This is a genomic window from Parvibaculum sp., from assembly GCF_045863935.1.
GTDB lineage: Bacteria > Pseudomonadota > Alphaproteobacteria > Parvibaculales > Parvibaculaceae > Parvibaculum.
In genome coordinates this window covers 23,468-48,114 of the sequence record NZ_BTVP01000016.1, presented here as the reverse complement: position 1 = coordinate 48,114, position 24,647 = coordinate 23,468, and the positions used below count along the sequence as shown (strand labels likewise).

The 24,647-nt window shown below is 62.7% G+C and carries 31 protein-coding genes and 1 tRNA gene; 24 read left to right on the top strand and 8 right to left on the bottom strand.

Annotated features, from left to right (window positions below; translation table 11 throughout):
- The first annotated feature begins 89 nt into the window (after positions 1–89).
- From ACKUUH_RS08690 to ACKUUH_RS08670, 5 genes are all read left to right on the top strand, one after another.
- Entirely contained in the window at positions 90–884 is a 795-nt protein-coding gene (locus ACKUUH_RS08690) for a hypothetical protein (protein ID WP_407949498.1), read from the top strand.
- 52 nt (positions 885–936) lie between these two features.
- Complete coding sequence (locus tag ACKUUH_RS08685) at positions 937–1,818, top strand: class I SAM-dependent methyltransferase (RefSeq protein ID WP_407949497.1); 882 nt, start codon at positions 937–939, stop codon at positions 1,816–1,818.
- Between the two features lie 216 nt (positions 1,819–2,034).
- Entirely contained in the window at positions 2,035–2,532 is a 498-nt protein-coding gene (locus tag ACKUUH_RS08680) for a response regulator (RefSeq protein WP_407949496.1), read from the top strand.
- Positions 2,533–2,543: 11 nt separating this feature from the next.
- Positions 2,544–3,083 carry a hypothetical protein gene (locus tag ACKUUH_RS08675; protein ID WP_407949495.1) on the top strand — a complete coding sequence of 180 codons (540 nt, stop codon included), beginning with the start codon at positions 2,544–2,546 and terminating at the stop codon, positions 3,081–3,083.
- On the top strand, positions 3,080–3,586 hold the full coding sequence (locus ACKUUH_RS08670; protein ID WP_407949494.1) for a response regulator: 507 nt from the start codon (positions 3,080–3,082) through the stop codon (positions 3,584–3,586). The genes ACKUUH_RS08675 and ACKUUH_RS08670 overlap by 4 nt, the downstream gene beginning before the upstream one ends.
- 245 nt (positions 3,587–3,831) lie before the next feature.
- Here ACKUUH_RS08670 and ACKUUH_RS08665 read toward each other — a convergent pair whose 3' ends face one another.
- Positions 3,832–4,644, bottom strand: a complete 813-nt coding sequence (locus tag ACKUUH_RS08665) for an alpha/beta fold hydrolase (RefSeq protein WP_407949493.1) — start codon at positions 4,642–4,644, stop codon at positions 3,832–3,834.
- Positions 4,645–4,818: 174 nt separating this feature from the next.
- On the opposite strand from ACKUUH_RS08665, the gene ACKUUH_RS08660 reads away from it, so the two are divergent.
- The 3 genes from ACKUUH_RS08660 to ACKUUH_RS08650 all read left to right on the top strand — a co-directional run bounded on the left by ACKUUH_RS08660 (position 4,819) and on the right by ACKUUH_RS08650 (position 7,163).
- Positions 4,819–5,955, top strand: coding sequence for a ferritin-like domain-containing protein (locus ACKUUH_RS08660; protein WP_407949492.1), 1,137 nt, complete (start codon positions 4,819–4,821; stop codon positions 5,953–5,955).
- Between the two features lie 284 nt (positions 5,956–6,239).
- A complete protein-coding gene (locus tag ACKUUH_RS08655) occupies positions 6,240–6,704 on the top strand; it encodes a DUF1801 domain-containing protein (RefSeq protein ID WP_407949491.1) in 465 nt (154 codons plus the stop codon).
- A 24-nt stretch (positions 6,705–6,728) separates the two neighbouring features.
- Positions 6,729–7,163: a DUF1801 domain-containing protein gene (locus tag ACKUUH_RS08650; RefSeq protein ID WP_407949490.1), complete on the top strand. Its 435-nt coding sequence runs from the start codon at positions 6,729–6,731 to the stop codon at positions 7,161–7,163.
- Positions 7,164–7,187: 24 nt separating this feature from the next.
- Here the strand turns inward: ACKUUH_RS08650 and ACKUUH_RS08645 are convergent, their stop codons facing one another.
- Positions 7,188–7,799, bottom strand: a complete 612-nt coding sequence (locus ACKUUH_RS08645; RefSeq protein WP_407949489.1) for a TetR/AcrR family transcriptional regulator — start codon at positions 7,797–7,799, stop codon at positions 7,188–7,190.
- Between the two features lie 153 nt (positions 7,800–7,952).
- Here ACKUUH_RS08645 and ACKUUH_RS08640 point away from each other — a divergent pair, with 153 nt between their 5' ends.
- The 13 genes from ACKUUH_RS08640 (at position 7,953) to ACKUUH_RS08580 (ending at position 19,561) form a co-directional block, all read left to right on the top strand.
- Positions 7,953–8,210, top strand: a complete 258-nt coding sequence (locus tag ACKUUH_RS08640; protein ID WP_407949488.1) for a hypothetical protein — start codon at positions 7,953–7,955, stop codon at positions 8,208–8,210.
- Between the two features lie 119 nt (positions 8,211–8,329).
- On the top strand, positions 8,330–9,220 hold the full coding sequence (locus ACKUUH_RS08635; protein WP_407949487.1) for a trypsin-like serine peptidase: 891 nt from the start codon (positions 8,330–8,332) through the stop codon (positions 9,218–9,220).
- A 125-nt stretch (positions 9,221–9,345) separates the two neighbouring features.
- Positions 9,346–10,956, top strand: coding sequence for an acyl-CoA synthetase (locus ACKUUH_RS08630; protein ID WP_407949486.1), 1,611 nt, complete (start codon positions 9,346–9,348; stop codon positions 10,954–10,956).
- A gap of 150 nt (positions 10,957–11,106) precedes the next feature.
- Positions 11,107–12,300, top strand: coding sequence for an acyl-CoA dehydrogenase family protein (locus ACKUUH_RS08625; RefSeq protein WP_407949484.1), 1,194 nt, complete (start codon positions 11,107–11,109; stop codon positions 12,298–12,300).
- An 81-nt stretch (positions 12,301–12,381) separates the two neighbouring features.
- A complete protein-coding gene (locus tag ACKUUH_RS08620) occupies positions 12,382–13,521 on the top strand; it encodes an acyl-CoA dehydrogenase family protein (protein WP_407949483.1) in 1,140 nt (379 codons plus the stop codon).
- Positions 13,522–13,586: 65 nt separating this feature from the next.
- Positions 13,587–14,255 (top strand): DUF1007 family protein, encoded by a 669-nt coding sequence (locus tag ACKUUH_RS08615; protein WP_407949482.1) that lies wholly within the window; start codon positions 13,587–13,589, stop codon positions 14,253–14,255.
- A 97-nt stretch (positions 14,256–14,352) separates the two neighbouring features.
- Positions 14,353–15,231, top strand: coding sequence for a nickel/cobalt transporter (locus tag ACKUUH_RS08610; RefSeq protein ID WP_407949481.1), 879 nt, complete (start codon positions 14,353–14,355; stop codon positions 15,229–15,231).
- A 103-nt stretch (positions 15,232–15,334) separates the two neighbouring features.
- Positions 15,335–15,571, top strand: a complete 237-nt coding sequence (locus tag ACKUUH_RS08605) for an AMP nucleosidase (protein ID WP_407949535.1) — start codon at positions 15,335–15,337, stop codon at positions 15,569–15,571.
- Between the two features lie 25 nt (positions 15,572–15,596).
- Positions 15,597–16,046, top strand: coding sequence for a hypothetical protein (locus tag ACKUUH_RS08600; RefSeq protein ID WP_407949480.1), 450 nt, complete (start codon positions 15,597–15,599; stop codon positions 16,044–16,046).
- Positions 16,047–16,257: 211 nt separating this feature from the next.
- Positions 16,258–16,461 (top strand): cold-shock protein, encoded by a 204-nt coding sequence (locus ACKUUH_RS08595; protein WP_322311741.1) that lies wholly within the window; start codon positions 16,258–16,260, stop codon positions 16,459–16,461.
- 189 nt (positions 16,462–16,650) lie between these two features.
- A complete protein-coding gene (egtB, locus tag ACKUUH_RS08590; RefSeq protein ID WP_407949479.1) occupies positions 16,651–17,943 on the top strand; it encodes an ergothioneine biosynthesis protein EgtB in 1,293 nt (430 codons plus the stop codon).
- Positions 17,940–18,938, top strand: coding sequence for an L-histidine N(alpha)-methyltransferase (gene egtD / locus ACKUUH_RS08585; protein WP_407949478.1), 999 nt, complete (start codon positions 17,940–17,942; stop codon positions 18,936–18,938). The genes egtB and egtD overlap by 4 nt, the downstream gene beginning before the upstream one ends.
- Positions 18,935–19,561 carry a glutathione S-transferase family protein gene (locus tag ACKUUH_RS08580; protein WP_407949477.1) on the top strand — a complete coding sequence of 209 codons (627 nt, stop codon included), beginning with the start codon at positions 18,935–18,937 and terminating at the stop codon, positions 19,559–19,561. Before egtD ends, ACKUUH_RS08580 begins: the two co-directional genes overlap by 4 nt.
- Positions 19,562–19,564: 3 nt before the next feature.
- On the opposite strand, the gene ACKUUH_RS08575 is transcribed toward ACKUUH_RS08580, so the two are convergent.
- Together ACKUUH_RS08575 and ACKUUH_RS08570 are read right to left on the bottom strand one after the other, a co-directional pair.
- The gene (locus tag ACKUUH_RS08575; RefSeq protein ID WP_407949476.1) at positions 19,565–20,167 is read right to left on the bottom strand and encodes an exopolysaccharide biosynthesis protein; all 603 of its coding nucleotides are present in this window, start codon (positions 20,165–20,167) and stop codon (positions 19,565–19,567) included.
- 147 nt (positions 20,168–20,314) lie between these two features.
- Positions 20,315–20,530, bottom strand: a complete 216-nt coding sequence (locus ACKUUH_RS08570) for a hypothetical protein (protein ID WP_407949475.1) — start codon at positions 20,528–20,530, stop codon at positions 20,315–20,317.
- Positions 20,531–20,608: 78 nt separating this feature from the next.
- Between ACKUUH_RS08570 and ACKUUH_RS08565 the strand changes: the two genes are divergently transcribed.
- From ACKUUH_RS08565 to ACKUUH_RS08555, 3 genes are read left to right on the top strand one after another with little or no spacing between them, the layout of a single operon-like run.
- The gene (locus tag ACKUUH_RS08565; RefSeq protein WP_407949474.1) at positions 20,609–20,908 is read left to right on the top strand and encodes a GIY-YIG nuclease family protein; all 300 of its coding nucleotides are present in this window, start codon (positions 20,609–20,611) and stop codon (positions 20,906–20,908) included.
- A 4-nt stretch (positions 20,909–20,912) separates the two neighbouring features.
- Positions 20,913–21,134 carry a SlyX family protein gene (locus ACKUUH_RS08560; RefSeq protein WP_407949473.1) on the top strand — a complete coding sequence of 74 codons (222 nt, stop codon included), beginning with the start codon at positions 20,913–20,915 and terminating at the stop codon, positions 21,132–21,134.
- An 11-nt stretch (positions 21,135–21,145) separates the two neighbouring features.
- Positions 21,146–21,817, top strand: a complete 672-nt coding sequence (locus tag ACKUUH_RS08555) for a pseudouridine synthase (protein WP_407949472.1) — start codon at positions 21,146–21,148, stop codon at positions 21,815–21,817.
- Here ACKUUH_RS08555 and ACKUUH_RS08550 read toward each other — a convergent pair.
- The 4 genes from ACKUUH_RS08550 to mnmA all read right to left on the bottom strand — a co-directional run bounded on the left by ACKUUH_RS08550 (position 21,814) and on the right by mnmA (position 24,422).
- Positions 21,814–22,092 carry a hypothetical protein gene (locus ACKUUH_RS08550; RefSeq protein WP_407949471.1) on the bottom strand — a complete coding sequence of 93 codons (279 nt, stop codon included), beginning with the start codon at positions 22,090–22,092 and terminating at the stop codon, positions 21,814–21,816. The two genes, ACKUUH_RS08555 and ACKUUH_RS08550, sit on opposite strands and share 4 nt — an antisense overlap.
- 110 nt (positions 22,093–22,202) lie before the next feature.
- Positions 22,203–22,279, bottom strand: a tRNA-Met gene (locus tag ACKUUH_RS08545).
- Between the two features lie 150 nt (positions 22,280–22,429).
- Positions 22,430–23,110 (bottom strand): class I SAM-dependent methyltransferase, encoded by a 681-nt coding sequence (locus ACKUUH_RS08540; protein WP_407949470.1) that lies wholly within the window; start codon positions 23,108–23,110, stop codon positions 22,430–22,432.
- A gap of 94 nt (positions 23,111–23,204) precedes the next feature.
- The gene (gene mnmA / locus ACKUUH_RS08535) at positions 23,205–24,422 is read right to left on the bottom strand and encodes a tRNA 2-thiouridine(34) synthase MnmA (protein ID WP_407949469.1); all 1,218 of its coding nucleotides are present in this window, start codon (positions 24,420–24,422) and stop codon (positions 23,205–23,207) included.
- Between the last annotated feature and the right edge of the window lie 225 nt (positions 24,423–24,647).

Below are 24,647 nucleotides of genomic sequence, written 5' to 3'. Positions count from 1 at the left end.
TTAGGCCTCGTCAACTTTCTCCGCGATAGTCTGGCCCCGGGCCGGTCTCTTCGCGACGCCGGCAATGAGTGGGGCTTGGGCAGAATACAATGGGCATTCTCTCCCGTTTGCGGGGCAGGCGCAGCATCGCGCCGCCGCCCGCCGAGGATACGCCGGCGGCAACGCCCGAGGCGGTGCAGCGCGCGCTGCGCATCCGCGGCAATGCGGCGGGATCGCTCGGTGCCGCCGAACTCGGCCGCCAGATCGCCACCGCCCTCTCCACCATCGAAACCGCCGTCCTCGCCATCGACGCCATCGCCGACCGCCTGCGCGAAGCCGCCGACCTCGTGAACAATGCGGGCCAGAGCGCCGATCATGGCCTGCGCGCGCTGTTCGCCGGGCGCTACGACGATCTGCGCGCCGAAATCGACGCCATCGCCGGCTCCGCCTCCCACAACCGGATAAACCTCATCTCCGGCCGCCGCATCGGCGGCAAGATCGCGAGTTTCGACATTCCTCTCGACGGCGACGGCCGCTCCGGCATCGCCGTCCAGGTCGTCAACCTCACGACCGGCGAAGCGGGCCTCTCGCTTTCGCCGCCGCGCGACGCCTTCGCCGATGACGGCGAGATCGAAGCGATCGCCGCCGAAATCGCCGCCGCGCGCGAAACCGCCGCCGCCGTCAGCGAACTCTTCGCCGATCACGCCGCGCTCATCTCCGAGCGCCTCGACCGCCTGCGCGCACTTGCCGGCAGCCACGACATCGAGACGCACCTTCCGACCGGTGCCGACGAGGCATCTGCCCCCGCCCCGCAAGGCGAATACGAACTCGGCATGGAAGCCGTGGAAGACAAGCTCCGCGCCCTTGCCGAGCGTCTCGACCGTGGCACGAATTCGCAGGACTGACCTCGCCCCCGCTTCATGCTAGAAAATGGGCCCCTTTCGCAGGAGCGCGCCCATGAACACCTCCGCCACCCCCACCTCCATCGCCGCCGAAGGCCCGAACGCCGATCAGATCGACTACTGGAACGGCCTCGCGGGCGAACGCTGGGCGCGCTACCAGGACCGGCTCGACACCATGCTCGCGCCCTTCGCCGATGCGGTGCTGCGCCTGGCCGCCATCGAGCCCGGCGCCCGCGTCATGGATATCGGCTGCGGCTGCGGCGCCACCACCTTCGAAGCCGCCGCGAAGACGGACCCCTCCGGCCGCGCCCTCGGCGTCGACATTTCCGGCCCCATGGTCGCCCGCGCGAAAGCCCGCGCCGCCGCGCTCGGCAGCACGGCGGAATTCATGCTCGCCGACGCCGCCTCGCACGATTTCGGCGCCGCGAGCTTCGACCTCCTCATCTCTCGCTTCGGCATCATGTTCTTTGCCGATCCCGCCGCCGCCTTCGCGCATATGCGCCAGGCGCTCGCTCCCTCGGGCCGCGTCGCTTTCGTCTGCTGGCGCCCCATGAAGGAGAACGGCTGGGTCTCGGTGCCGCTCTTCGCCGCCCTGCCGCATCTCCCGCCACAGGAGCCGCCCGTCCCCGGCGCGCCCGGCCCCTTCGCGCTTGCCGACCGCGACCGTTTCAGCGGCATTCTCAAGGACGCCGGCTACACGGGCATCGAGATCGAACCCTTCGACGCCTCGCTCTCGCTCGGCCGCGGGGCGGACCCCCTCGCCGAGGCGCTTGAACAGACGCTCGACATCGGCCCGCTCTCGCGCGCCCTCGTGGACCAGCCGGACAACATCCGCACACGCGTGACGGAAGCCGTCCGCGAGGCCCTCGTGAAACACGAGACGAACGGCGAAATCGCGCTCGACGGCGCCGTCTGGCTCGTCTCCGCACGCGCCTAGAAACCGGCGCCCGTTTAACCATCCCTCAATACTCTGCCCCCGGAGCATTGCGGCTTCCGGGGTGGTTTCCCGCGCGTTTCGTGGTTCCCTTTTGTTAAGACCTCGCCATTAAGGTTGATGCACACCGTGAGGCGCGGGGGAACCCTTCGCTGTCCGGCACGGTTGAGCGGGCGTGGGGCAAGGCTCCCGCTTCCGTCGAAAGTCGTTGGGGGTTACATGTCACGTTCGGTCTTCGAAGCCATGAGCATTCTCGTCGTGGACGACAGCGCCTATATGCGCCATCTCCTGATGACGTTGCTCCAGGCGCTCGGCGTCAGGGAAGTGCATCTCGCCATCGACGGCGACGAGGCGCTGGAACTGCTCCAGACCAGCGAACCCGATCTCATCATCACCGATGCCGCGATGATGCCCATGGACGGCTTCTCCTTCGCACACCGTCTGCGCAGCATTCGCGGCCGCGCGCTCAGCATGATCCCGATCATCATGGTCTCCGGCCACACCGACATCGTCTCGGTGGAACGCGCCCGCGACATCGGCATCACCGAATTTCTGTCGAAACCCATTTCCGCGCGCAGCCTCTACGAACGCCTGATCCAGGTGATCGACCGGCCGCGCCAGTTCGTCGAAGCGCCGACCTATCGCGGGCCGGACCGCCGCCGCCGCGACCGGCCCTTCGAGGGGCAGGACCGCCGCAACACGGTCGCGCTGATCTGAGGAAAGCCGTCATGCAGGAACGCAGATCCCCCTCGAGGCTCGCCGGCAAGGACGCAACCGAAACGCCTGCCGAGGTCCGCTTTGTCCGCGTGCCGTCGATCGCCGAGCGAAAGCTCGGTGCCGACTATGTCGCGCCGATGCGTCTCGATCCGCGCGTCCTCGAGCAGATGCAGACGACGATCCGCGATCTCGAAACGAAATATGCCGAGTCGTTGCAGTCGCAGGTCGCCATGCTCCAGATTCTCGTGGAGCCCGCCTGCAAGGGCGACGCGGAAGCCCGCAGCCGTCTCTACGCGCTGGCGCACGACATGCGCGGCCTCGCCGGCACCTTCGGCCATGCCATCGTCGGTCAGTTTGCCGACTCGCTCTGCCGCTATGTCGAGAATTCGCGAGCCGAGGACTGGAACGACGACACCGTTGTCACCTTCCATGTCGATGCCATTCGCGACGCGCTCGAAAATCCCCGCACCGATCCGACCGTCACCATGGAAACGCTGAATGCGCTTGAGCGGTTGATCAGCGCGGCGCGGCGCCAGAGAAACGCGGGATGAGTGCTGCACCGCCCGGCCCCTCAACGGGCGCCGACGAGGATTTTTTCCGCAGACTGAAAGTGCTCGTCGTCGAAGACAGCGCCGAGATGCGGCGTCTTCTCGTCGCGCTTCTCGAAACGATGGGCGTCACGCGCATCGTCGTCGCGCGCGACGGCGGGAAGGGACTTGCCGCCTTCGCGGCCGAGCGCCCGGACATCATCGTGACCGACGGCGCCATGACGCCCATGGACGGCTACGAGATGACACGGGCCATCCGCGCCAGCGCCAGCGGCGACGGCGCCAATCCGGACGTGCCGATCCTCATGATCTCGGGCCATGTCGGCCGCGCGGAAGTCACCCATGCGCGCGATCAGGGCGTGACCGACTATCTCGCCAAGCCGCTTTCCGCCGAAATGCTCTACGAGGCGATCGTGGCCGCGGTCTCGAAGCCGATCCACTTCGTCGAGAAGCCCGGCTATCGCGGCCCCTCGCCGAAGCGCAGCCTCGACGCAAAGCGCGGTTGAGACACATCTCTCCATCCTGCCCCCGCCCCGAGGGGAGGGTAGGAAGAAGACCGTGTTCTCTGTCTCGTGCGAGCGTTTCGATCGTGTTCGGAAGATGCCACGCAGCATAACATCAACCGCCCATCCTCCCCTCGGGGAGGGTCGAAATTCGGAAGCGAAGCGCACCGAATTTCGGGGCGGGGGCGACGCAAGGCAAGAGGATCGCATGCGAGCGTCTTGCACCCGCGGCGACAGGAAACTCTCCCTCAGCACACCTCGTCCAGAAACCGCTCGAACAGCGGGTTGAACACCTCCGGTGCCTGCCAGAACGGCGCATGGCCGAGCCCGTCAAGCACATGCACCTTGCCGTCCCAGAGATTGCGATAGGTGACTTTTTCGAGGAACGCGTTGTTCACATAAGGCTCCGCCCCGCCCGTCACCACGGCGAGCGGCTGCGCCGCCGTCTCCGCGATCTTGCGTCCGTCGAGGTCGCGTCCCTCGATCGCCGATTGCAGCATCAGCGGCCGGAAGCGGCCGTCCGCGCGCAGCGACGCAGTGAGCATCCACGGCTCCATCGCCACGCCCTCGCCGAGCCCGCCCTGCAGCTGCGTGCGCGCGTCCTCCTCGGTGAACGTCCTCTGAAAGGTGAGCCCCATCTTGTCGGAAGGCAGAAAGGCCTCGGCCATGTCGGCGCCGCCCGCCGGCGGCGTCCCCGTGATCCAGGTCGCGACCGTGCCCTTCCAGCGCGCCATCATTTCGAGCGCCGCATGGCCGCCGAGCGACCAGCCCATCACCGCCGCCTTCTCCACGCCCAGCGCATCGAGCAGCGCCATCGCGGCACTGGCAAACCCGTTGATCGAATAGGTCCTCTCGAGCACCGGCGCGTTGGAACTCTCGCCATGGCCCGGCAGGTCGAAACCGATGAAGCGGTAGCGCTCGGCCATAGGCGCGGCGAACTGCCGGCCGAACATTTCCTTGCAGGAGGAATTGCCGTGAATGAAAAGCACCGCCGGGCCCTGGCCGCCGCTCTCCATATAGGCGAGCGTCCCGTGTGCCGTATCGACCTTGCCCCTGTTCATCCTCTACCCTTTCATAGCCGCGGAATTCCGCCCTTTTTGTCTCAGCTTGCCAAGAAAAATGACGAAGGCGTCATTATTTCTTGCATCCATTAACCCTCGGATATATATTGATATTCAAGGAACCGGGAGCCGGAGGCCAGTGCCTTTCTGCATCCCATCGAGGCAGGAGGAACCATGACCAGCAAAATCACGACCAACATCACCGTCGATGCGGCCTATGAGGCCGTGGCGCCGGACGATTTCCCCGCAATGATGGAAGTGGACCGCTACGGCAAGCGCTCCACCGCCTTCGACAAGATCATCTCCGCGACCCATGACCATTTCTGGGACCCGCAGGACAAGAAGTATGTCGACTTCTCCACGCCCTTCGACATGGAAAACGAATATCTGATCGACCCCGAGCAGAACACCGACCTGAAGACGGCGGTGAAGGACAAGCTCGACGAGAAGCAGAAGATCAAGCTCGTGAACATGGACGTGCAGTGGGGGCTCTCCTCCATCCTCCATGGCGAGGCGGGCGCTCTCGCGCTGTCGGCGAGCCTCTGCCACATCCTCAAGGATCCGGGCGCGCAGGAATATGCCGCCAACCAGACGCGCGAGGAAGCACGCCACGTCGCGGGCTTCTCCAACTACATCAAGGCGCGCTGGGGCAAGCCCGTTCCCGTCGGCCCGGCGCTTGGCGACGTTCTCACCGAACTCGTCAACACGCCGCTCGTCTGGAAGAAGCTCGTCGGCATGCAGATGCTGGTCGAAGGTCTTGCGATGGGCGCCTTCGCGTCCTTCTACAAGTGGGGCCGCGATCCCCTCATGGTGAAGCTGATGCAGCTCACCATGACGGATGAAGCCTTCCATCACAAATTCGGCAAGATCTGGGCCGACCGCACCATCCCGAACCTCAACGAGGAACAGCGCAACGCGATCGAGGATTGGGCCTGGGAGGTCTTCCAGGTGCTCCTCTTCAACCTCGGCAGCCCCGAGCAGAAGAAGCACATCTATGCCGCCGTCGGCCTCGACTGGCAGTGGGTCCAGGGCGCCTTCATGGAAGCCATGACCGATACCAATATCCGCGAGAGCATGCAGGAGACGTCGAATATCTTCCGCGTGCTGATCAAGACGCTGCTGAAAGCCGGCATCATCACCGACCGCACCGCCATGAACTACGCCGCCTTCATCGACATGAAGGAACTCTATGGCGAAGGCGACCGCATGATCGGCGACGACATCGCCGAAGAAGGCATCAAGTATCTGCGCCAGCTGAATGGCCAGGGCGGCGCCGCCTACTCCCTCGACCGCATGTCGGCCGCCGAGTAACACCACGTCGCACTGAAAAACCGAGGGCGGCAACTCCAGTTGCCGCCCTTTTTCGTTTGTTCAATGGCTCTGACTTCCCCTGTGATCCACCCTCCCCTCGGGGAGGGTCAAACCGTCGAAGACGGTTTGGGGCGGGGGATGGCAAGAATTGAAGTGTCACCCCGGCGCAAGCCTGGGTCCGTGGGCCGCCCGGCAAATTCACGCTCGCTTCGTGGCATGAGTGGAATCGCCTATCGCAAATCGTCTATCGTCGGCCACCCGGTTCCAACGGTGGAGCAATTGCAATGGTGAACAAGACATCCGGGAAGATGAAGGCGGTTCCGACGCCGAAGCCGCGCAAACCCGCAGAACCCACGCTCCTCTCCGGCGGCAATCCGCAGATCGCCAAGGGTTATGGCAACGAGCCTGTGCAGGCCTATATCGCGGCCATGCCGGGCTGGAAGAGCGATCTCGGACGCCGCCTCGACACACTCATCGAACGCGCGGTCCCCGGCGTCGCCAGGGCCGTCAAATGGAACTCCCCCTTCTACGGTGTCGAGGAAGGAAGCTGGTTCCTCGGCTTTCACTGTTTCGCGAAATACGTGAAGGTCGCCTTCTTTCGCGGTGCATCGCTCACCCCCCTGCCGCCTGGCGCCTCCAAGCAGAAGGATGTGCGCTATCTCGACATCCGCGAGGATGACGAACTGGACGAAGCGCAATTCCTGCGCTGGGTAAAGCAGGCAAGCAAACTTCCCGGCGAGAAGATGTGAAGGGCAATCGAGGAGCGAGTACCGATGAAGAAGGCAACGACGAACGGGAAGAAGATCACCACCGAAGAAGCCTCTCCCTCCGAACTGATCGACGCGAAGATCGAAGCGCTGGGCGACTGGCGCGGCGAAACGCTCGCGCGAATGCGGGCGCTCATCCGCAAGACCGATCCGGAAATCGCCGAGGAAGTGAAGTGGCGCGGCGTTCCGGTCTGGGAACATGCCGGGATCGTCTGCACCGGTGAGACCTACAAGGACAAGGTGAAGCTTACTTCTGCGAAAGGCGCTTCTCTGCCCGATCCTTCCGGCCTCTTCAATGCGAGCCTCGACGGCAACGCGCGGCGCGCCATCGACATTTCCGAAGGCGGCAAGATCGCCGAGAAGCCCTTCATCGCGCTCATCCGCGCCGCGGTGGCGCTCAATACGTCGAAATCGAAATCTGTCCGTTCACGGAAGAAATAGAGACAGTCTTCCGCCGAGGCTTTCTCACTTCCCCGCCCCTCGCATCAAACCCGCAATCAACCTGTCGAGCCCTGCCGCGTAAGCCGCCCGCGCCGCTTCCGGGTCTTCCGCCGCCGCGATGCCGAGGGCTGCCTGTTGCAGCGCACCGGAGAGGAGTTCGATGAGTGCGGGCATGTCGCCTTCGCCGATCAGCCCCTCCTCCACCAGATGCCTGAGCGCATGATCGAGAAAGAGCGTCGAGAGCGGCGCCTGCAGCGCCTTCCAGCCGGCAAGCCCGAGCACCGCCGGCCCTTCCATCAGGAAGAGGCGGCGCACTTCCGGTTCCGCATAGATGCGAAGCAGCACCTGGGCGCCCACCTGCAGGTCGTCGCGGTCATGTCCGATCCGCGCCATCGTCTCCGTGTAAAGCCGTTCGCCGATCTCGGGCAACATCCGCTCCAGCACCGCGCGGAAGAGATCGCGTTTGTCCGTGAACTGATGATAGAGCACGCCGCGCGTCACCCCCGCCGCGCGCACGATTTCCTCGGTACCCACCTGCGCATAGCCGCGCTCGGCGAAGAGGCGGCGCGCCGCTTCGATCAGCTTCTCGCGGTTCCGGGATGGCTTTTTGGCGGGGGCGGCACGGGATGAGGTCATTTGCGCATTTACATTTTCATACAGATTGTATGATTTTCGGGGATCGGGCAGTTTTTCATACACCCTGTATGAAAAGTCGGCCAACGCAATGCGGGGATAAGAGGAGGACCCGGGAATGACAAAATCTATTTGTGACGTTTCAGTGACATTACGATGACAGTCGCCCGCACTTATCCCCGCTGGCCCTTCATTGCCGTCCTCGCCATCGTCGCCGCGATCGCCGGCGCGAGCCTCGCCATCTTCGGCTCCGGAGCGGAGGCCGCGCTCCATGCCACCCGCTACATGGCACGCTTCTCCTTCCTGATCTTCGTCACCGTTTTCGCGACCGGCGCGCCCGCCGCGCTCTTCCCGTCGGACGCGACGCGCTGGCTCCGCCGCAACAGGCGGCGCTCGGCATCGCCGCCTGGCTGAAAAAACGGCGGAAAACAGCCATTCTCACAGCCTGAGAGATCACGCGCTCGTGTAGGTAACGTAGCGTCGCCCATGCTATTCTGCGCCCGGTCGGTGAACTTGCTTCCGGGGTGACCTGCATGCACAGGCGAGGCCGCACGATGGGCTGCCGGGCGCTGGCGGCGGGAGCGCTCCTGCTAGCGGGCCTCTCCTGTGTGCCAACCCCTTCAAATGCCAACATTTTCGGCCGCGACGACCGGCGCGACATCGCCCCCGAAGACGGGCTTTCCGGCGTCGGCACCATTGTCTGCGAGGGCACCACGCGGCGTCCGACCGCCGCCCTCGTCACTCTGGAGGGCCCCTCCTCCCGCGCGGACGTCATCGCCACCGTCGCCCATGCCTTTATCGGCTCCAACGGACAGCGGCTCAGCGCCTGCGAGTTCCGGCCTGGCACCGATCCCGCCCTCGCCGCCCGCATCGTCTATCTGGAGACGGGCACGCTCTCGCCTGAAGGCAACTGGCACAACGACTGGGCCGTCGCCGTACTCGACCGGCGGCTGCCGGAAAGCCTCTCCCGGCTCCGGCCCCGCGTGCTCAATGAAAGACAGGCGGAGATGAAACGCGTCCGCCACGCGCATTTCCTGCTCGCCGGCCACAATGGCGAGCGCGGCCCGCTGCAGGTTTCCGAGCGCTGCGGTCCCGTCGCGAAGGTGAACTCCGACCTCAACCGCTTCGACCGTCGCGTCTTCAACCACGATTGCGACATGATGCCGGGCTGGTCCGGCGGCCCCCTTATCCTGAGGGAAGACGGCATCGACTACCTGATCGCCGTCAATTCGACGGAGGTGAATGCGATCACCCACATTTCCGGCCGCCCCTACAATGGCCGCATGAACCCGAACACCGCCGTTCGCGTCGATGGCCGCTTCCATCGGACACTGGAAAGATTGTTGAAATCGGACGCCCCCGGCGGCACGGCCTTCCGCTGCCTCGTCGCGAGCATGGGCGACGCCCCCGCCCTTCCTTGCTGATGGAACGTAGCGTCGGCTTGGGTCCGGCGGGATGCGGATGACCGCTCCGCAATTCGCTGTATATTGTGCGGCAAAAGAATGGGCCCCGCTGGGGCCAAGCAAAACCGGTTTCTGGGAGGACACCAATGCCTTGGAATTTCGGGGATATCCTCGACGCGATCTCGCCCATCCTGCCGCAGGACGCACCCGCGCTCGTGCATGGCGAGCGCCGCCTCACCTGGGGCGAGACGACGAAACGGTCGAACAATCTCGCCCGCGCGCTGATCGAACGCGGTGCGAAGCCCGGCGACAAGGTCGCCTTCTACATGCGCAACCGGCCGGAATATACCGAGCTGCTGGCCGCCTGCTACAAGGCGCGGCTGACGCATGTGAACGTCAATTATCGCTACAAGCCGGATGAGGTCTTCTACATCTTCGACAATTCGGATGCGCAAACCGTCGTCTATGGCAGCGAGTTCCGCGAAACGATCGATGAAATCCGGCCGCGTCTCTCGAAGGTGCAGACCTTCGTCGAAGTAAACGATGGCGGCGACATCGCTTCTTTCGCCGAACGCTATGAAGACCTCGCCACTTCCGGCAGCGGCGAAATGCTCGACATCAAGCGTTCGCCCGACGACATGCTCTTCATCTATACGGGCGGCACGACGGGGATGCCCAAAGGCGTGATGTGGACGCATAACGACCTGCGCGAGGTGCAGCTCTCGGCACTGCGCCGCCTCGGCCCCGTTCCCGAAACGCTCGACGCGCTCATTGCCTCGATCAAGGAAGCCGGCCCCGCCGGCCCCATGATCCCGGCCTGCCCGCTGATGCACGGCACCGGTCTCCTCACCGCGAACGGCAACATGCTTTCGGGCGGCTGCGTGGTGACGCTCGACAGTGTGTCGCTCGATCCGCATGAACTCTGGACCGCCGTCGACCGCAACAAGGTGCAGCAGGTCGCCATCGTGGGCGACGCCTTCGCAAAACCCTTGCTGCGTGCGCTGGAAGAGGCGCCGGGCAAATACGACCTTTCCTCCATCGTGACGATCATCTCGTCGGGCGTCATGTGGTCCACGGAAGTGAAGCGCGGCCTTCTGCAGTACATGCCGAATGCCATCATGACCGACAGTTTCGGCGCCTCGGAAGCGGTCGGTCTCGGCTCTTCGTTGATGACGAAGGACGGCGAGATCGCCACGGCCAAATTCCAGATCGGCGAACGCTGCAAGGTCTTCGACGAATACGACGAGCCCGTTGTGCCGGGCTCCGGCAAGCCGGGCTTCATCGCTCTCGGCGCGCCAATCCCGGTTGGCTACTACAAGGATCCCGAAAAGAGTGCCAAGACCTTCAAGACCGTGCGGGGCGAACGCTACTCGATCCCCGGCGACTGGTGTCTTGTCGAGCCGGACGGCACGCTGACGCTGCTCGGCCGTGGATCGGTCTGCATCAATACGGCAGGCGAGAAGGTCTACCCTGAAGAAGTCGAGGAAGTGCTGAAGACGCATCCCGCCATCGAGGACGCGCTCGTCATCGGCCTTCCCGACGAGAAGTGGGGGCAGGCCGTCACCGGCGTCGTAAAGCTCAGCAACGGGGCGAGCTTCGACGAGGAAGCGCTGCGCGCCCATGTCCGCGACAAGCTTGCCGGCTACAAGACGCCGAAGCGCATTGTCGTCGGCACCGTCCCCTTCCGCGCACCGAACGGCAAAGCCGACTACAAGGGCGTGACCGAGTTTGCGAAGCAGGCGCTCGGCGACGCCTGATTTCCATTTCCCGCTCCGGGACGACGAAGGGCCGGTCTTTCACGACCGGCCCTTTCCTTTCGCCCTGGCGGATTCCGATGCCGGTTGCCACAGCGGGGGCTGCTGATATTCTGTCAGGCAACGAAACCCATTGAACAAAAGAGAAAACGGATGGAAGCGCTCGACAAATTCCGTCAGGAAACCAAGGCATGGCTTGAGGAGAATTGTCCTCCTTCCATGCGCACGCCGATGCCGGAGGAAGAGACGGTCTGGGGCGGACGGAACGCCAAGTTTGCCAACCCGGACGCAAAGCTCTGGCTCGACCGCATGGCGGAGCGCGGCTGGACCGCGCCCACCTGGCCGAAGGAATATGGCGGCGGCGGCCTGACCAGGGACGAGAACCTCGTCCTCCAGCAAGAACTGCGACGCATCAAGGCGCGGCCTCCGCTTTCCAGCTTCGGCCTCTGGATGCTCGGACCGGCGCTTCTTGAATTCGCCAACGAGGAACAGAAGAAGGAGCACCTGCCGAAGATCGTCCGCGGCGAAATCCGCTGGTGCCAGGGCTATTCCGAGCCGGGCGCAGGGTCCGACCTCGCCGGTCTTCAGACGAAATGCGAAGACAAGGGCGACCATTATCTCGTCAACGGCCAGAAAATCTGGACGTCTTATGCCGACAAGGCCGACTGGATATTCTGCCTCGTGCGTACCGACCCGACGACGAAGCATGACGGCATAAGCTTCCTGCTCTTCGACATGATGTCGCCCGGCGTCGAGGCGCGGCCCATCACGATGATTTCAGGTGCCTCGCCCTTCTGCGAAACCTTCTTCACCGATGTGAAGGTGCCGAAGAAAAATCTTGTCGGCGAACTCAACAAGGGCTGGACCATCGCAAAGCGCCTGCTGCAACACGAGCGCGAGATGATCTCGGGAATGGGCCTGGGCGGCGTCGGCGCAGGCGGCGGCATCGGAAGTCTCGAGCAGGTGGCTAAGGATTATTTTGGGGAAGTCGACGGCAGGATCGCCAGCCCTTCGCTCCGCGACCACATCACACGCCAGAAGATGGACAGCAAGGCTTTCGCGCTGACCATGCAGCGCTCGGCCGAGGAAGCAAAAGCCGGTCAGGGCCCCGGCGCGGCAAGCTCCATCTTCAAATATTACGGTACGGAGCTGAACAAGCGCCGCTACGAACTTCTTCTCGAACTGATGGGTACCAAGGCGCTCGGATGGGAGGGCGATGGCTTCGACGACGGCGAGATCAACGTCACCCGTTCCTGGTTGCGTTCCAAGGGCAATTCGATCGAAGGCGGCACGAGCGAGGTTCAGCTCAACGTCGTCTCGAAACGCGTCCTCGGCCTGCCCGACTGACCCGCACAGATTGAAACAGGCCCTACGCAAGACAAGGCGCAGGGCAGCCACATATTGAAACAACCAGAATCCCGGGACGAAATGGCACTTGTACTTACCGAGGAGCAGCAGCTTCTCCGCGACACGGCAACGCAATTTTTTCAGGAGCGCCTGCCTATCGCCAATCTGCGCAAATTGCGCGACACAAAGGATGCAGCGGGCTTCGATCGGGAAGCCTGGAAGGAGATGGCAGATCTCGGCTTTGCCGGGATCATGATTTCCGAAAAATACGGCGGTACGGATTTCGGCCCGGTCGGCCTCGGTCTCGTTCTCGAACAAGCTGGGCGGACGCTGGCAGCAAGCCCGCTCGTCTCGACGGTGCTTCTCTGCGGCTCGGCGGTGCAGCTTGCGGGCAATGCCACGCAACGCCAGGACATTCTCTCGGCGATTGCGGCCGGTGACCGGATAATGGCGCTCGCGATCGAGGAGGGAGCGCACCACAATCCGGCACGCATCGCGACGAAGGCAGTGGCGGACGGCAACTCCTACCGCATCACGGGCTCGAAGACATTCGTCCTCGACGGACATGTCGCTGACCAGCTCATCGTCGTCGCACGAACGGCAGGCGAAGAAACCGACCGCTCGGGCATCACGCTCTTTCTCGTCGATCCGAAATCGGAAGGCGTGAAGGTCACGCGCACCCTGATGGTGGACAGCCGCAACGCAGCCAACGTCGAATTCAGGAATGTCGCCGTGCCAAGCTCAGCCGTTCTCGGCTCGGTCGACGGCGGCAACGATGTCCTGGAGCAGGTACTCGATATCGCGCGCATCGGTCTTTCGGCCGAAATGCTCGGCATCGTCCAGCAGACTTTCGACACCACCCTCGCCTATCTCAAGGAGCGCAAGCAGTTCGGCAAGGTGATCGGCTCGTTCCAGGCATTGCAGCACCGCATGGCGGCGCTCTTCGCGGAAATCGAACTCTGCCGCTCGGTGGTACTCGACGCCTTGTCTGCCGTCGAGGAGCGGCGCAACGACGTCCCGCAGATCGCGAGCATCGCCAAGGCGCGCCTCTCCGAAATTGCGACGCTGATGACGAATGAGGGTTTGCAGATGCATGGCGGCATGGGCATGACCGACCAGTTCGATGTCGGCCTCTACATGAAACGTGCCCGCGTCGCTGCCGTGAGTTTCGGTGACGCCAATTTCCACCGCGAACGGTACGCAGCGCTGGAAGGTTATTGATTCTGGAGTGGCCGGGGTTTTTTGCTCCGGCCAGTCCCCACATGGGCGTCATTTCGGGAAGCGCGATGCAGAGTTGGTGGAAGCAGTTTCTGGTCTCTGTTGCGGTGATAGGCGTCGTTGCCTTGTCCGCTCAGCCCTCGATGGCGCATCCGCATGTCTTTATCGATATGAAGACGGCGTTTCGTTTCGACGATGAAGGGCGGCTCGACGCGCTTCGTATCACCTGGATATTCGACGAGTTCTACTCTGCCTACGCAGTCGATGGTGCGCCGAAGACGAACGGCACCTACGATGAAAAATATCTGGCCGCGCTGGCGGAAGAGAACCTCAAGAATCTAGCGGAATGGAACTATTTTGCGGAAGTGAAGACAGGAAGCACGCCCGTCGAAACCGGCGAGGCGCTTGACGGCCTCTCCACGTGGGATGAGGAGGCGGGACGCCTTTCGCTCACCTTCACCCTGCCCCTCAAGGTGCCGCAGGCGGCACCGGCCGGCGCCCCCGTCAACGTACGGATCTTCGACCCGAGCTACTACATCACCATCGACTATGTATCCGACGATCCCGTTTCGCTGGTGGGTGGACAACATCAAGGCTGTTCGGTCGCAATCGCGGTGCCTGAAGTCGAGCAGGTCTGGACTTCGCTCCCCGAAAGCGCCTTCACCAACCCTGACAGCCAGCTCGGCGCCAACTTCGCTTCGACGGCCACGCTCAGCTGCGGACCGGAAAAATCGTGACGGGAAAACCATGAAGCGGAGAGCTTACGCAGCGTTTCTGTTGACGTTGACGATTTGTGTCTTCGGCTCCGTTGCGTGGGCGCAGAATGCCCTTCCGATGCCTGGCGGAACCTCCCCCGCGGAAGCGCCCGGCGTGTTTTCGGGCATCACGCGCTACATCATGGCGATGCAGCAGGACTACTACCGGTCGATGGCGGGCGCCCTGCGCGCCGTAAACCTGCAAGGGTCGGTAGCAGCAGCCTGGACGCTTGCCTCGCTCTCCTTCCTCTACGGCATTTTCCACGCCGCCGGACCGGGCCATGGGAAGGTCGTAGTCGCCTCCTATATTCTCGCCGATGAAAGAGAAGTCCGCCGCGGCATTCTGGTTGCCTTTCTTTCGGCGCTGGCCCAGGCCATTACCGCCATAACAGCTGTCGGCGTGCTTTCGTTGATCCTTGGTCTGACGCATCGCACGACAGCGGGCGCTGTTCCCTACATCGAGCGCGCCAGCTTCGTCCTGATCGCCTGCCTCGGTGCATGGCTCATCTGGCGCGCCGTACGCGGGGGGCATGAACATGGACATCCGCACAGCCATGAGCATGACCACAATCATGACCATGCTCATATGCCCACGCCAGCCGAGTTGAAGAAGGCAAAGGGCTTCAGGGAAATGGCCGCCATGATCCTTTCCGTAGGGCTCCGGCCCTGCAGCGGCGCCGTCCTCGTGCTTCTCTTCACAGTGACGCAGGGCGCCTTCCTGATCGGCGCGGCGTCGGCGCTCATCATGTCGCTCGGCACCGCCATCACTGTATCGGTGCTGGCTGTCCTGACCGTTTTTTCCAAAAATGCGGCGCTTGCGATAGCCCGGCGAACGGACAGTCCATGGGCAGCACGTATCGAGCCCATCCTGATGGCCGGCGGCGGCGCGATCATCCTCCTCTTCGGCGTGCTGCTCTTTGCGGGCACCTTTACCGGGCCTGCATCGCCTCTGCTCTGAAGCACGGGCCGGACCCTATCGACAAGGTCCCGCGCCCGCCCCATACTGCCAGCAACCGCCGGCAAGCCGGCCCCCCTCATCGAATAACGAGCATAGAGTGACGATGGCCGACGAGACCACTACCGAACTGCCCGAACGCATCACCGTTCTCGCCCGGGATTTCACCCCCGCCGCGATGGAGTTTCATCGCCGGAACATGAGTGAAAAGGGCTACCGGATGGAGGGACAGATCGTCCAGCGCAAGTTCCAGATGATCGAGGGAATGGGTGCGCCGAAAGATCTGTTCGACGGCGAACTCTTCTACGCCGTGACCTTCGTCCGCAAGAACATCGAAAAGTAAAACGCAGCGTGGGCAGGACGCGGCCATGACAGCCCGCCACGAAAGGTTTTCAGACAGTCCTGTCCTCGACGACAGTCCGGCAGTGACGCGCTGGATACTGCTTCGCGACGTCGCCGTCTTCCAGTCGAAACTTGTGCTCGACGGGTTGAAGGACATCCTGCTGAGCCCCGTCTCGCTCGGTGCTGCTGCCCTCTCCCTCTTCAACAAGGACGGAGAAACAGGGCGTCAGTTCTACGAGGTGCTGCACACCGCGCGCCGTCTCGAGGATTGGCTCAACAAATACGGAGATGCAGACCGTATTCCCGCGCCCGGTTTCGCCGTCAAGCAGGAGGGCGAGAGCATCGATTCCATGATCGCCCGTCTGGAAGAACTCGTGAAGCGTCAGTATGAGCGCGGCGGTGTGACGGCCAGCGCCAAGGATGCGATCGACCGCGCTCTCGACGCCGTCCACGACAAGCTGCAGCGGCGCAATTGAACCACACAATGGGGCGGCCGCCGGCCAAATACCCCGTGAAATCAATTGACTTGCGCAGACCCATCGTGTTGTCTGAGTCGGCAATCTATATTTTGGCCTGCCTTGGCTGCGTTGCCCTCAGGGCCTTTCAAGACTCCAAAACCAGGTTGTGCAACGCCGCGCGACTGGCGCGCGGTCAATCTCGCATGCAAGTGCGACAGGAGACTTAGAAATGGCTACAGGCGTCGTGAAGTGGTTCAACACGCAAAAGGGTTACGGCTTTATTCAGCCGTCGGACGGTGGACGTGACGTGTTCGTGCACATCAGCGCGGTTGAACGCGCGGGCATGAGCACGCTCAACGAGGGTCAGAAGATCAGCTACGAACTTGTGACCGAAAAGGGAAAGACCTCGGCTGCGAACCTGGTCGCCGAATAACCCACTCGTTTTATTCGGAAATTCGAATGGCCGGGCCTTCAAGCCCGGCCATTTTCGTTTCTGCATGTGCCGAAAACTGGCAGTAGCGTTCATTTCTGCCGCGAAATCGGCCTGTAAGGTTGAAGCGTGAAACCCCACATGTTTGCATGCGTTTGAATCGCGACGCAGAAAAACATCGAGAGGCCATCCATGCCGGAAACCCTCCCTCGCGAGAGCGGCATCACACCCAAAGATCGACCTTCTCGCGAATGGAGTGAGAACCGTGCCGGACTGAAGAAGCGCTTTCTACACGTCCGCAGCGCGACCGAGACGCTGGCCGCGCCGCTCAGCGCGGAGGATCAGACCGTTCAGTCGATGCCGGATGCCAGCCCCACCAAATGGCATCGCGCTCACACAAGCTGGTTCTTCGAGACCTTCCTGCTGCAGCCGCACGCGCCGGGCTATGTCGTCTTCAACAAGGCCTACAATTACCTCTTCAACTCCTATTACGAAGCCGTCGGCGCGCGGCATCCCCGTCCTCAGCGCGGGATGATCACCCGGCCAAGCGTTGCCGAGATTGCCGACTACCGCGCCCATGTTGACGAAGCGATGTCGCGCTTCATCGATGAGTGCCCGGCCGACGCGCTGCCCCTCATAGAGTTGGGGCTCAATCACGAGCAACAGCATCAGGAACTGCTGCTGACCGACATCAAGCACGCCCTTTCGCTGAATCCGACCTGGCCAGCCTATTGCCTGCCCGAGCAGAATCCTGCCGCCAACGACTCCGCGCCGAAGCTTAGATGGCTGGAGATTTCAGCCGGTCTCTACAGCATCGGTCATTCGGGTGAGGGATTCTCCTTCGACAACGAAGGGCCGGAGCACAGCGTCTTTCTGCATGATGCGAAGATCGCAAACAGGCCGGTCAGCATAGGCGAGTATCTCGACTTCATCGCGGACGGCGGCTACGGGCGCCCGGATTTCTGGCTCTCCGACGGCTGGGACGCAGTACGGCGAAACGGCTGGGAAGCGCCCGGCTACTGGCAGCGCGACGGTGCCGTCTGGATGACCTACACGCTTCATGGCCGCCGCCCTGTGCGCGAAGACGAACCCGTCGCGCATGTGAGCTTTTACGAAGCGGCAGCCTATGCAGCCTGGGCCGGAAAACGCCTGCCGAGCGAGGCGGAATGGGAGGTCTCGGCACGCGCACACGCCGGCGGCAATGGCCACACACCAGCGCTCAATCCTCACCCGCGGCATCTGGAGCCAGGTTTCTCACAAGACGTCTGGGAATGGACGGGAAGTGGCTACTTGCCCTACCCGGGCTTTCGCGCGGCGAAAGGCGCAGTCGGTGAATACAACGGCAAGTTCATGGTGAACCAGATGGTGCTCAGGGGGCGCTCCTGCGCGACACCGCCAGGACATGAACGGCTGACATACAGAAATTTCTTCGGACCCGCGGCCAGATGGCAGTTCAGCGGTTTCCGGCTAGCGGAGGACATATGAGCAAGAGCAGAGAGAGTCGCCTGGAGGAACTTCAGGATCTGGAGCCTTCGCTCGAGGAGTTCCGGCTGGAGGTGATCCAGGGCCTTTCGCAATCGCAAAAGACCCTGCCTTGCAAGTTCCTCTACGACAGGCGCGGCTCGGAGATCTTCGACCGGATATGCGATCTGCCCGAGTATTATCCGACGCGGACGGAGCTCCATATCCTGCAGCGGCACGCGGGCGACATCGCCGCGAGCCTCGGGCCGGAAGTACGGCTTGTCGAGTTCGGATCGGGAGCGGGCACGAAGATACGTCTGCTCCTGACCGCGCTGGACCGGCCCGCTGCGTACCTTCCCGTCGACATTTCCCGGGATCACCTCGTCGCGGCGAACGCAGACCTTGCGAGGAGTTTCCCCGATCTGAGCATTGCCCCGGTATGCGCCGACTACACAGAACCTTTCGCGCTGCCGGAACTCGCAGGCGCCCGCTATCGGACCACGGCGGGCTTTTTCCCCGGATCGACCATCGGCAATTTCACCCGCGCGGAAGCCGTCGGCTTTCTGTCGGCTGCGAGGAATCTGCTGGGGGACGGCGCGGTTATGGTTGTCGGCGTCGATCTGGTGAAGGACCTCGATGTATTGCTGGCTGCGTATGACGACAAGGCCGGCGTCACGGCGGCTTTCAATCTCAACCTTCTCAGACGCATCAACCGTGAACTGGCGGGCAGCTTCGATCTGTCCCACTTCCGGCATGAGGCGCGCTGGAACGCAGAACTTGAGCGGATCGAAATGCACCTCGTGAGCCTTCGCGATCAGGAGGTGGCTGTCGGTACTCGCCGCTTCCGGTTCCGCGAAGGCGAAACGATACACACGGAAAGCTCGCACAAATACCGGCTGGACGGCTTCCACGAGCTTGCCCGGGAAGCAGGCTTCGACCCTATTGAGGTCTGGACAGACGAGAGGAAGTTGTTCAGCGTTCACGCATTGCGTGCCCGCCAGGAGACAACACCTTCATGATCACCGTCCACCACCTGAACAATTCCCGTTCGCAGCGCATTCTCTGGCTGCTGGAAGAACTCGGCCTCGACTATGAGATCGTTTCTTATCAACGCGATACGACGTCGAACCTTGCCCCCGAAAGCTTGAAGCAAGTTCATCCGCTTGGAAAATCGCCCGTCATAACGGATGACAACCGGACGGTTGCCGAATCCGGCGCGATTGTCGAGTACCTGGTCCGGAAGTATGGGCGCGACCGGATGATGCCCGACGAGGAGTCGCCGGAATTCGTGTCCTATCTCCACTGGATGCACTACGCCGAAGGGTCGGCGATGTTGCCGGTAATGCTGTCGCTCTACGTGATGCGGCTTGGCGAGGCAGGCAAACCGTTGCACCCGCGTATTGAAAGCGAGGTCCAGAACCATTTCGGTTACATGAACGAGGCGTTGGGACAGCGCGATTTTTTTGTCGGCGACACACTGAGCGGTGCCGATATCCAACTGACCTTCCCGCTGGAAGCGGCCAGGTCCCTTGGCCTTCTCAAAGGCTTCGAAAATCTCGGTCGGTATCTCGACAAAATGCACGAGCGGCCCGCCTACAAGCGCGGCGTCGAACGCGGCGGACAATACGATCTCGGCAATTAGCCGTCAGTGCACGGCGTAGGCCAGGCCAAAATAGATCGTGAACGCCATTGCAACGGCGACCGAGATTGCGGCGATGGCGATCGCCATGCCGAGCCCAACGATTGCCCCGTCATGTTCGACAAGGCCAATCCCGACGACAAAGCAGGAGATCGCCGGAAGCCATCCGGTCAACGGGATCGGCAGGCATAGCACCACTCCCGTAACAAGGAGCAGGACGCCCAGCGGGCGTTCCGCCTTGCCCTGAAAGACGCGCAGATAACGAATCTTGGTCAGCCGCGCCAGCGGTCGCGCAATCGGCAGGGCGCTCAGTGCGCCCGCCCGCCATCTTTCGCGCGCGATAAACCGGTTGGTGACGAAGCCGGGAAGCCACAGCGTTTTCCGTCCGATGGCCATTTGCGTCGCGATGAAGAGGATCGGCAGCCCGAGCACCATGTTCGTGCCGGGTGGTAGCGGCAGCATGTTCATGAAACCGACAAGCATCAGCCCCCAGCCGAAGCTGCGATCGCCCAGCGATTCCAGAACATCACCGAAAGTGCTTCCGTGCGGCTTCTTGCGAGTGCCGACCTGTGCGAGACCTCTAAGGGCGCCGCTCCGTCTTTTCTTCATCTGACTGCCATCGGCCAACTAGGGGATGGCTTCTACCACTTTTCCCCCCGTGCCGTCACTGCGGCATCGCACATCCGGCACCGGTGGGCATGGCTGCCCCACCGGAAGCTCCTCTCCTGTGCGTAGTCTTGTCGCGAAGAAGCAGGTTCAGATACGCACCACCGCACCCATGGCTGCAAGCGCCAATCCTCGCAGCACCCTGAACACGGTCATGAGGCCATATATGGCAAAACCGGCCGCGGCCAGGAGCATATAGGCCTGAAGGGCCGTATCGCTGCCGAGTGCCGCCCAGAGCGGCTCGACATGGAAGCGCACGCCGTCATAGGCCTCGCCCAAGTACCTTAGGCTGCTATTGTCGTTCATTCCCTCCGCTCCTCCCCAAGAGCATTGATCTTGCCATAATACGACCTGACGCCCCCGACCGAAAGCGGAAATCGGCCAATGACGGAAAGTGACGGGCCTGAGCCCAGCTCGCGCGAATGGTACCTTTACATTCTCGAATGCGCGGGCGGACGGCTCTATACCGGTATTACCCTCGACCTCGAAGCGCGCTACAAGGCGCATGCATCCGGCAAGGGCGCACGCTTCACCAGAAGCTATCCGCCGGAACGAATCGTCTTTACACGCCGTTTCGCCAGCAGGTCCGAAGCCTTGAAGGCGGAACACGCGATCAAGAAAATGCCCACCGCCGGGAAGCGCGGCTTGATCCGCAGCGCGGGAAATATGGAACAGCTGGATTGACGACATGACAGATCGGGAAAGGCTGGCGCAGCGGATCGACGAACTCGAAATCCGTGTTGCTCACCAGGACAGAGCCCTTGAGGACCTGAACGAAAGCTTCGCCACGCAATGGCGTACGATCGACGAGCTGGCGCGGAAGCTGTCCGCGCTCGAGAGCCGTCTGCACACGGTCGAACAGAGTGCGGATGCCCCCTCCTCCGCCGAACCGCCGCCGCCGCATTATTGAGGTGGCGCTTCATGAACACCCCCCTCTCCAACGGCTTCGAATACGATCCGCCGCTCGCGCCCTGGCTCACAATCCTGCATGTGGATGACGACATTCTCGTGCTCGCCAAGCAATACGGCCTCCTCTGCGTTGCAGGGAAACCGGCCGAACATGGAGATTGTCTCGAAAGCCGGGCAAGGGCGGAGTACACCAATGCACGCATCGTGCACCGGCTGGACCGGGAAACCTCCGGCGTCGTGATAATGGCGATGAACCCCAAGGCACATCGTCACCTCGGCCTGCAGTTCGAACGGCGCAAGATACGCAAGAGATATGTCGCACGCGTATGGGGTCGCATGAAGGACGACAGGGGCATCGTCGACCAGCCACTCTCCTGCGACTGGCCGAACCGGCCGAAACAGATGATCGATCTGGAGAACGGACGCCCGGCGCAAACAGAATGGGAAGTTCTTGCACGCGAGGAAAACGCAACGCGGCTGCTGCTGTCACCGCTGACGGGACGCTCTCACCAGCTTCGCGTGCACATGCTGAGTCTCGGACATCCAATTCTGGGAGATGGCTTCTACGCGACCGGACCGGCCCTCGCCGCGGCCAAGCGTCTTCAGCTGCACGCCGAAAGCCTGACGCTCCACCACCCGTCGGATGGCACGCTCCGGACCTTCACCGAGCCCTGCCCGTTCTAGCTGGAAACGGAAGTTCGAATGGTGACCGACGTGGAACTGCTCGAATTCGAATTGTAATTCGTGTTCGAGTTGTAGTTCGTGTTCGTGTTCGAATTGTAGTTGGTGTTGCTGTTGTAGTTCCAGTTCTCATTGAAATTGTAGTTGCCGCCGTCATTGCAAGCATATGCTGGCGTGGCAGCAAAAAAGGCGTAGAGAACCGCCGCGGCCGCAACCGCAGCCGCGCTGGTGAGCGCGAGACGATGCCGCGCGAGATGTGTGCCGATTTGTTCCATCATTCACCCCAGTTGATCCGTTTTGACGCGAAACGCCCCTCGCGAAACATCTTTCGGAGGGCTCTGCAGAGGGTGGAGCAGGAACCGTGCCTGGATGCAAAAAGGGATGGGGATGGTAGCGGAGGACGGATTCGAACCGCCGACACGCGGATTATGATTCCGCTGCTCTAACCAACTGAGCTACTCCGCCCCGAAAACCGCAGAATTGAGCGGTGGCTGGGCCATGGGCCCCGCGAGAGCCCCGGATATAATGGCCGTCGCAAAGGCCTGTCAAGCAAGAGGATAGGAGGAATCGCCCGAAGGTCGCGATCGAGCCCGATGCCGGGAAAATCCAGCCCCCTCAGGCCGCAGGAACGCTCTCCTCGGGCACACCGGAGACGGGTGTCTCCTCCCTTTTCCGGAAGCGCAGCATGGTGAAGAGGCCAAACGGCTTCAGCTTGACCGTCTCGACGAGATCGAGCGTCGTGATGTCGGTAATGGTCTCCACCCGGAAATCGGGGTGCCAGCCAAGCGCCCGGGCCGCGGGCGCCATGAAGCTTTCGACCCATCCACGCAGCCCGTGATCCTGCGCGAAGTGGTTTACGATGAGCACTTCCCCGCCCGGCGCGCAAACGCGCTCGAGTTCGTTGAGAACCTTCACCGGGTCCGGCACCACGGTCATCACATACATGGCGACGACGGTGTCGAAGGAGGCATCTTCGAAACGGAGCTCCGACGCATCCATTTCGAAAATACCTGCGATGTTGGTCAGCTTCCGCTCCCGCACACGCTGGCGCGCGATACGGAGCATGTCCGGTGAGAGATCGATGCCGGTGACAGTGAGATGCGGCGCGTAGCGCGGCAGCGCAACGCCCGTTCCCACACCCACTTCAAGCAGCGAACCCTGACGCTTGTTGATGATCTCGATGGCGCGCTTGCGCCCTGCATCGGCTATGGGGCCGAAGGAGAAGTCATAAACAGGAGCCCAGCGCGCATAAGCCTTGATGACCGACTGTTCGTCTATTCGGGCTATCCCGCTCAAAACCGCTCACCCCGCAAATTATACCGAGCCAATGTGCGGCCTGCGCCCTCACACGGCAACATTATATCGAGCCCGATTGAGGCTAAATTGCGTTTCACTCGGCCGCCCCAGCCCTTCCGGCCAGCCCGGCATCCACATACTGCCAGCGGCTTTCGGCGCGGGCGATCCAGCCACCACCCAACACCCGCTCGCCTGAGCCCGCCTCATAAAAGACGCAGGCCTGACCCGGCGCAACGCCGTCCTCGCCCTGGAGGAGATCGATTTCCGCCCCTTCGTGGGCAGGCTTGAGCCGCGCCGCGACCGGCGGCCTCGTCGAACGCACCTTGGCGAGAACCGGGAGCCCTTCTTCCGGGAGTTCCTTTAAGGGAACGTCTCCAAGCCAATTGATATCCCGCAGAGTCAGCCGGTGCGTCTCAAGCGCTTCCCTGGGGCCGACGACGACCTGCCGCCGCGCGGGATCGAGCTTCACGACGAAAACAGGCTCACTGTCGGGCCCACTCGCGCCGATACCGAGCCCACGGCGCTGACCGATCGTGAAATTGATGATGCCGTCGTGGCGGCCCAGCACACGTCCGTCGAGATGGACGATATCACCGGGTTCGGCAGCCCCCGGACGAAGCTTCTGAACGATGGTCGTATAGCGCCCGCCCGGTACGAAGCAGATGTCCTGGCTGTCCGGCTTGTCGGCAACACCGAGCCCCATCCGCGCTGCCAGCGCCCTCGCCTCCGGCTTGGTCAGATCGCCGAGAGGAAACCGGAGGAAATCGAGTTGCTGACGCGTCGTCGTGAACAGGAAATAGCTCTGGTCGCGATCGAGATCGCGCGGGCGATGCATCTCGCGGCCATTGGTCCCCTGCCGGCTGGCGATGTAGTGACCCGTCGCAAGCGCTGCTGCGCCAAGTTCGCGCGCCGTTTCGAGAAGATCGCGAAACTTCACACGCTCATTGCATCGGACACACGGGATGGGCGTCTCACCGGCTGCGTAGGAGTCAGCGAAATCATCCATTACCGCCCGGCGAAAACGATCCTCATAGTCGAGTACGTAGTGCGGAATGCCGATCTGCTCCGCAACGCGCCGCGCGTCGTGAATGTCCTGCCCCGCACAGCAGGCGCCCTTCTTCTGAACGGCAACCCCATGGTCGTAGAGCTGCATCGTGATGCCGACAACGTCGTAGCCCTGCTCCTTGAGGAGCGCAGCCGTGACCGAGCTGTCGACGCCGCCCGACATCGCGACAACGACCCGCGTCTCTTCCGGACGGCCCGGAAGATCGAGGCTATTGAGGCCCGTCCTGTTGTCGAAGGCATTACGCATGGTTGCAAGGCCGGACCGTCCCGGCACTCCGTCTGAAGGGTTTCGCCATGTTGCGCATCATATGGGCCTTGCCGTTCGCGGCAAGGGACCAGGCCAAGGCGCCGGTTGCCCGGCAAAATCTGCCGAACCGGCACGGAATATCGAGTGGCACAGCCTCTCCGTCAAGATCAAGCCTCTGAAATTACTTATCTTTTCTCGGCGCGGCGCATGGCCCAGCGCTTGCTT